The organism is Longitalea luteola (genome assembly GCF_017356035.1).
In the GTDB taxonomy this organism is placed as follows: domain Bacteria; phylum Bacteroidota; class Bacteroidia; order Chitinophagales; family Chitinophagaceae; genus Niastella; species Niastella luteola.
On the sequence record NZ_JAFIQX010000026.1, the window covers coordinates 1 to 6339 of the forward strand.

The window sequence follows — 6339 nt, forward strand, 5'->3', positions numbered from 1 at the left end:
TCGTAGTGTGTTTCTGTAAGCAGTTCCCACCCTGTACTTACATCTGGATAAGATATACTGTTTAATGCGCCTGCCAGATGACTGGCCAACGAAGAACCGTTTAACCATAACCCTGTAGCTATCGGTCTGTTTAAATCGTCGTACCGGGTTACAAGCCATTTTCCCGCATTTCTTAAAGCTCCGTCCTGAGTCATTACTAACCTGTCCCTACTATCGTATACCATGTATAACGGAGCCGCGCCCGGCACTTTCTTCATGGTCATTCGTCCCCGTGCATCATACTCATAGCAGAACACCAGTTCATTTAATATATCTGCCGACAATTGCCAGCCATTACCAGCCAGCAGTTCTACTGCTTTGGGCTGTAATACTGCTCTTTGACGCTTCAGATCATCATATATATAATAAGTACAAAGCCAGCCTGCATGACCTGCCGATGGATTGTCTGCTAACTGTGCTTTCTTCAAGATCACCTGGCCATCTTTGTCTTTATACTCTATTATTTTTCTATTCTGCTCATCGATGGTAACACTTTTATTTAACTGTTCATCTCCATACGCAGAAGTGGAGGTGTAAACGCCAAAATCATTGGCAACATCAGTTACTGTCCATATCCTTACATCATCTGCGGCAGTATTCAGCAGATACTCATTGCCAACGCCCCTGTTCGCTCCCGCCCAGTTAACCCCTGGCGCTGATGATTTAACTACCCGGTTGAGTGGAGATGCTTCGTATGTTGTTTGACTATAGAAATAACTTTCTCCCTGGCTGCTATACCAGTTTTGATTAAACGACTGTTGTTGTGTTAATGCATTCGTCTTATACATTCCATCACCAGTTGAAGCTACATAGGGCAGGTGCCTTTTTACCTCCCTTCCAAATTGATCGTACTCAAATGGTGTTACTATATCATTAGTAGCTGTACTGCTTAAAGAGCCTTTTTTTATCACTGTTTGCTCTGGTCTTCCCATTCCATCATAATAAGTAGCTGTTTGTTTTACATCCCTCAGTCCTTTATCACTCAATGTGGCGGCACTTGTTTCAGGCGCCGCTGCCTGCCAGGTGCGAATAAAATTTCGCGGATCAGTCGGAAATTCCTGAACCGATAGAAATACGGAAAGATAGATGGTGCCGATAGCTGAACCGCTGCCCTCTGCTACAATGTAATAAGTACCCGGCTGAAGGGTGTAATTAATAGAGGCCTGTACTCCATTGCAAAGCGGACCACCGTTATTATTGACGGCAATAGCGTCCCCGGCACTGTTCAGGAGATGCAGGTAGGTATCAAACCGGGAAGCGCAGGTTTGAATGCTTATCCGTGCCATACCCTGCACTGTAAAACTGTAAAAGATATCCGGGCTCACGTCCCCATAGTCATTGCCATAACTGCTGTTATTTCTTTGATCGTGGTATTCGTGGTTACCATTTCCATAAGTGCCCATAACAATGGGATTGCTCTTATTATTTCCCTGAGCCGGCAGCATGAGTGGCGTCAACAAGGAAAACAGCAATATACCAAGTATAGCAAATTGCTTCATATATATAATAGTTAGATAAGAAACTAATTTTTATTGTTATTCTGTTTTTCTACTTTGGAAAGAATCCGGTCTGTCAAAGGATCAGTAAGCTTCAGCCGCGGCCCCATCACCGCATACAATTCACCCATTTCATCTACAAAAAACTTGGCACCAACTCCCTGCACATCCCGGTCGAAATGCCGGTTCTTCTCCTTGTTAGTTAACCATTGCAGTAATTCGGATTGCCCAGCACCTTTTTTGACCTTCATACCTTCAGTAAGAATAAAATTCCCCTGTTTACTACTGTATATTTTTTTAATTTTTTCCTCATCGCCTTTTTTAAAACCGGCATCCTCTGATGGAATACCAAAGACAACAAGTGAATTCGAATATTTTTCCTGTAAACTGGAAAGATCATTAATAGATATAGTAGTATCTAATGCAGTAACAGGAACAATAACAAAAAGCATTTTTTTGCCCCTATAATGGCTGAGCTCGATCTTTTCTCCGTTTATATTCTTCAGTGGCTGCCTATAAATACTTTCAATAAGCGTGAAGGAAAACAAAGCTGTAAGCACCAGGAAATAATATATATATATCATAAAAAACCTGTTTAAAGTATTTGATTAATATATCTCTATATAGTTGCAACCGCTATTCAGTGAAACGTTGTAAAAATTAGCAGTTAAACGGCCGGAATTATAATGCCCGCAAGCCACATTAAAACTGAAAGGGTAGCCCAGATCCTCATGAGCGGTTATTACAATGTCATAAGTGCCGGCAGGAATATAGCCGAGCGTTCCATTTCCTTGTGTCTCCCACGAGTCGAAGTGGTACCCCCGACCTGACTCAAGATTATAGAAGCTGACAAAAAAATCGGTAGTGGTAGTCTCAAAAAAGCTAATTGCTATCTGTGGCGGCCCACAGTCTCCCCATGCATCTGCCTCACTCTGCGCGTAGTATTGGGCCCAGTAGTCTGCCTCTTCCTGCGATACGGTGGAGGTGTACAATCCGAATGGTGCATCTACATAAAATGGTAAAGGCTCACCCCCTTCACTACAATACTGCGAATAATAATCACCACTCCAATCCGCACTGTAATAAGTAACTACCGGCGGGGCTGGATCCGGAACTGGAGTATAGCAGTTACCCAACTGACCCTGATAGTTATAACAATACATTTTTAAGATATTGTTATCATGGTTCTTTACCATCGAAAGTCTTCCAAAGTCATCATACACGTAATAAGTAACCTGGTTATTCTGATCGCATGAAGATGTCATTCCTATCAAAGGGTCATAGGTATAAGTGGTCATCTGTGCTTCTACCGGATGCAGCCTCAGTTCGTCTATGTAGCCGGTTCCTGCTAACTGCAATTGCTGCGTGCCGGTTACTTCCCGTTCAGTATATGTCCATCCATTTTTAGTTGGGCCGGTAATTATATTGCTGTGCGTACCCATGGATGGAGTGACAGATGATCCGCTCTTGTACCAATAAGACAGCCGGTATCTTTTACCACTATTCAAACCATAGGCATTAACAACAGTACCACTCAAATTAAGGCAGCTTTTTCCGGTAGGAGAAGAAGCATCGCCGGTTATTGCCGATGATGCACAAAACCAGTTACCGGAGCCTTCGGCATCGACAAAACTTGTTTCAAAAGATGTATAATATACTGCGTTCTTGTCTGCATTTACCACTTCAGCAACGGGAAAGGATCTATTGTAGTCCCATACATAGGTTTTTGGAAAATCATTTTCTTTAGATTGGGTAAGTATATTTCCCCTGGAATCATAATAGCTGTAGCGGTGTTTAACTTCAGGATTATTATTTAATACTTTCTGTTCAATAGTTTGAGGAACAATAATACTGTTTGCATTATTTATGCCCCAGGTATTATCGCCCCAATAATTGAAATTGGTTCTGGTGGATTGCAAAAAGCTGGTCCCATTCTTATATTCCGCCTGTTCAACCAGGGCTTGCACCTGATTCTTTTCTACCATGGTAGTGTAGGGTGCCTGTGCCACGAAATCCAAAGGATGCCTGTACGTGATCTTTATAGACTCTCCTTTACTGTTTGTGCGCAGCGTTTCTTTTAACTGGTTGTCATTATTGGGAACCGGATCGGTATCATAGGTTAAGTTTTCAACAGTAATAAGATACTTACCGGTATTCTTGTCCCGGATACCGCTGGTTTTAATTATATTCTGATAAGGATATAAGAAATGTTTATAGGCAGTACCTTCTATTACGTTTGTTACTGTTTCACCAAAAAGCGATATTCCTTTAGAATAAACCGATCGAATAAAATCATTACTGAATCCGGGATTAGCAGTATACTCATACGTTTCATACGATACCGGGTTAATCTGGTCATTATTATCATATACCTTAATCTCTTTCAGCAGGCCTCTTTCCAGGCTTTTTGAAGTAAACGGCGAATAAGGTGATTTCTCGGCATCAATACTATTGCCATGAATATCAGGACTCGAACCAAAGCCACTGTAAGTATACACTGTCTTACCATTCCCGGCTTTCTCTTCGGTAACATGCTCGTATGCAACCACGCCACCTCCCGGCTGCTCACAAACAGGCAATAATGATTCTGTAACAAAACGGGTAGATGAATATTGATTGCCATTGAGCAACCGGCCCTGGTAGTCTGGCCAATAATATTGAATATCGCCTAATAAGGTTCCATCGCCATATTTATACGTTGTAACAATATCAGGCCCATTGCCAGATTTTTCAATGATTTGACTGATTCTTAACCCTGCCCCTGTTTTTTCACCAGAAAGGGCATCAAGGTAAAACGCACCGGTAAGCGAATTGCGTTTTACAATGTTTTTATACTTATTCGGCTCGTATAAAAATTGCTTTACACCACCGGTAGGTGTAGTGATCTTTTCTAAACTTCCAATATACAAATATTGCTCTACAGGTTCACGCAACCCTTTATAATTGATCAAAGAAGATTCGTCACCTGTATTTACCTGAGCAAACCTGTTATTAAAATACCCCCAATGATCGATCAAAAAAGAATTATAACCGGGCAATGTTCCGGAGGTATTATATTCAAAAGTGTATGGCGGCAGGCCTTGCGCAGTTTTTCCTTTTTGCCGAAGGCTTAATAATTGCAACCTTTCGGTAGATTTATTATTGTACCCAAATGCCCATTCATCAATAACTGCATTGTCAAAGGCAGATCTAATTTTGATAGCATCCAGCTTTCGCCATTTCAATCTATTGAAATAAAGGTCTTCTATCATATCATCTTCCCTTATGATACTGTATTCGTTATTCCCATGACTTATAATACCGGGTTGAAAATAGTTTGGATCGGGATTGGGATATGCTGTACCAATCATTATCCTGGCAAAGTATCGAGAAAAATAGTCACGATCGTAAAACCTGCTGCGGTCCAGGATCTCCCAAAGGAGAGGTTCGTAATTGTATTTTAGTTCATTAGACTCGGAGGCCTCAAACTCAACAATGACATTTTTACTAACAATCCTTTTCAAATACGTAGGCCGGATAAAGCTTCCATTCAATTCTTCTTTGGCTTCGCTGGTATAGGCCGACACATCGCCAAAAATAAAACCCAAAAACCCTTTGGCAGGAGCATTACCTTCGGATCTATAGAAAGAAAAAGAACGGCCTGCCTGCAAAACAGGATTACCTTTTTCATAAAAAAACTCCACCGCATCTTTATTGGGTGCAATAATTTTTTTTAAGTGCCAGGTGGTAAATATTTCACCAAAGAGGAATTGATCAAAAATATTTGAGGTGAATTCAACCTCATCAAAGGTATCTTCGGGATCATAATCTTTACCCCACATACCAAATTCGTATTGCATTCCATCGGGGGTAGTAATTTTAAAACCCATTAAGATAGCTTTTTTCAACCTGTTAAACCTGTAAACCGGGTAGCCATTCACGTGGAATGGTATATCCACCGAAGTATACGAAGCTGAATTATTAGGATCTAATGGCAGCGTATCATTAAATAAGGGAATGTTATAAATAATAGATCCCTCTACCTTTATATCAGGCCGGCTTTGCACGCGAACATATCCGTTATGGTCCATATAAAACTTACCTGAGTATTCACCACACTGAAAAACATATTCATCCGGTTCGGCTTCTACCCAAAAAGTATTGGGCTCTTTTCCCGCTTTTGCCAGGTCGGTGATTCTTTGCGTATTGTCCCAATCGGATGTATTATTGATCGGGTAATTGTACGCATACCCATAGGGCAGAATATTAGTCCCCTGGTTTTGTCCATCAATGGTTAACGCAAAATCATTTCTCCAGTATAATTCATCTGGAATCCCCTTTATATTCCTGGTGATAGACCCTCCCGCCTGCAGATGCCAATTGAGTCCTGTCCAACCCGGGTGCAAATCAGGCTTCACGCCGCTTGTATTATGAGAAAGTACGATCGGCACCTGAATGTCTTTCTCTTTGAGGGTATAGATGGGTATACTTACATTGGCCTTGCCTGTATTTAAAGTTACAGGCGATTCAACACTCGATTTAAGTGTGGATGAATTAGGGCTTTCAACTGAAAAAAAATCTCTCGGAGCCTGGGCAAATCCGCTTCATGTCATTAAAATAATTTATTGATGATATGGAAATGGGATTAGTCCTTCCGCCAGCGATTGGGAACGGAGTTGGTATTTAAAACACTGTCTTTACTGAAAGAAACAGGTTTGATTTTTACATCTTTTCCGTGTTCACGTTTCTTTTCAACAGGCCTTTTGCGGATTACCGTATCTGGCTGGAAATTAACTGCAGCAAGGTCGGTTTTACGGGTAACTCT

At 41.3% G+C, this 6339-nt stretch carries 4 protein-coding genes; all 4 read right to left on the reverse strand.

Going from position 1 to position 6339, the window contains the following annotated elements:
- The coding region (locus tag JUB15_RS28175) for a DUF6443 domain-containing protein (protein WP_207516099.1) at positions 1-1538 on the reverse strand (1538 nt) is incomplete at its 3' end.
- Between the two features lie 23 nt (positions 1539-1561).
- On the reverse strand, positions 1562-2119 hold the full coding sequence (locus JUB15_RS28180; protein ID WP_207516100.1) for a hypothetical protein: 558 nt from the start codon (positions 2117-2119) through the stop codon (positions 1562-1564).
- A gap of 24 nt (positions 2120-2143) precedes the next feature.
- The gene (locus JUB15_RS28185; RefSeq protein WP_207516101.1) at positions 2144-5932 is read right to left on the reverse strand and encodes a DUF5977 domain-containing protein; all 3789 of its coding nucleotides are present in this window, start codon (positions 5930-5932) and stop codon (positions 2144-2146) included.
- A gap of 227 nt (positions 5933-6159) precedes the next feature.
- Positions 6160-6339 (reverse strand): hypothetical protein (locus tag JUB15_RS28190; RefSeq protein ID WP_207516102.1); only part of this gene is annotated, 180 nt, incomplete at its 5' end.

What these genes read in the sequence shown, in the direction of transcription:
- JUB15_RS28180 (WP_207516100.1), bottom strand. Translation starts at nt 2,119, where the DNA reads ATGATATATATATATTATTTCCTGGTGCTTACAGCTTTGTTTTCCTTC.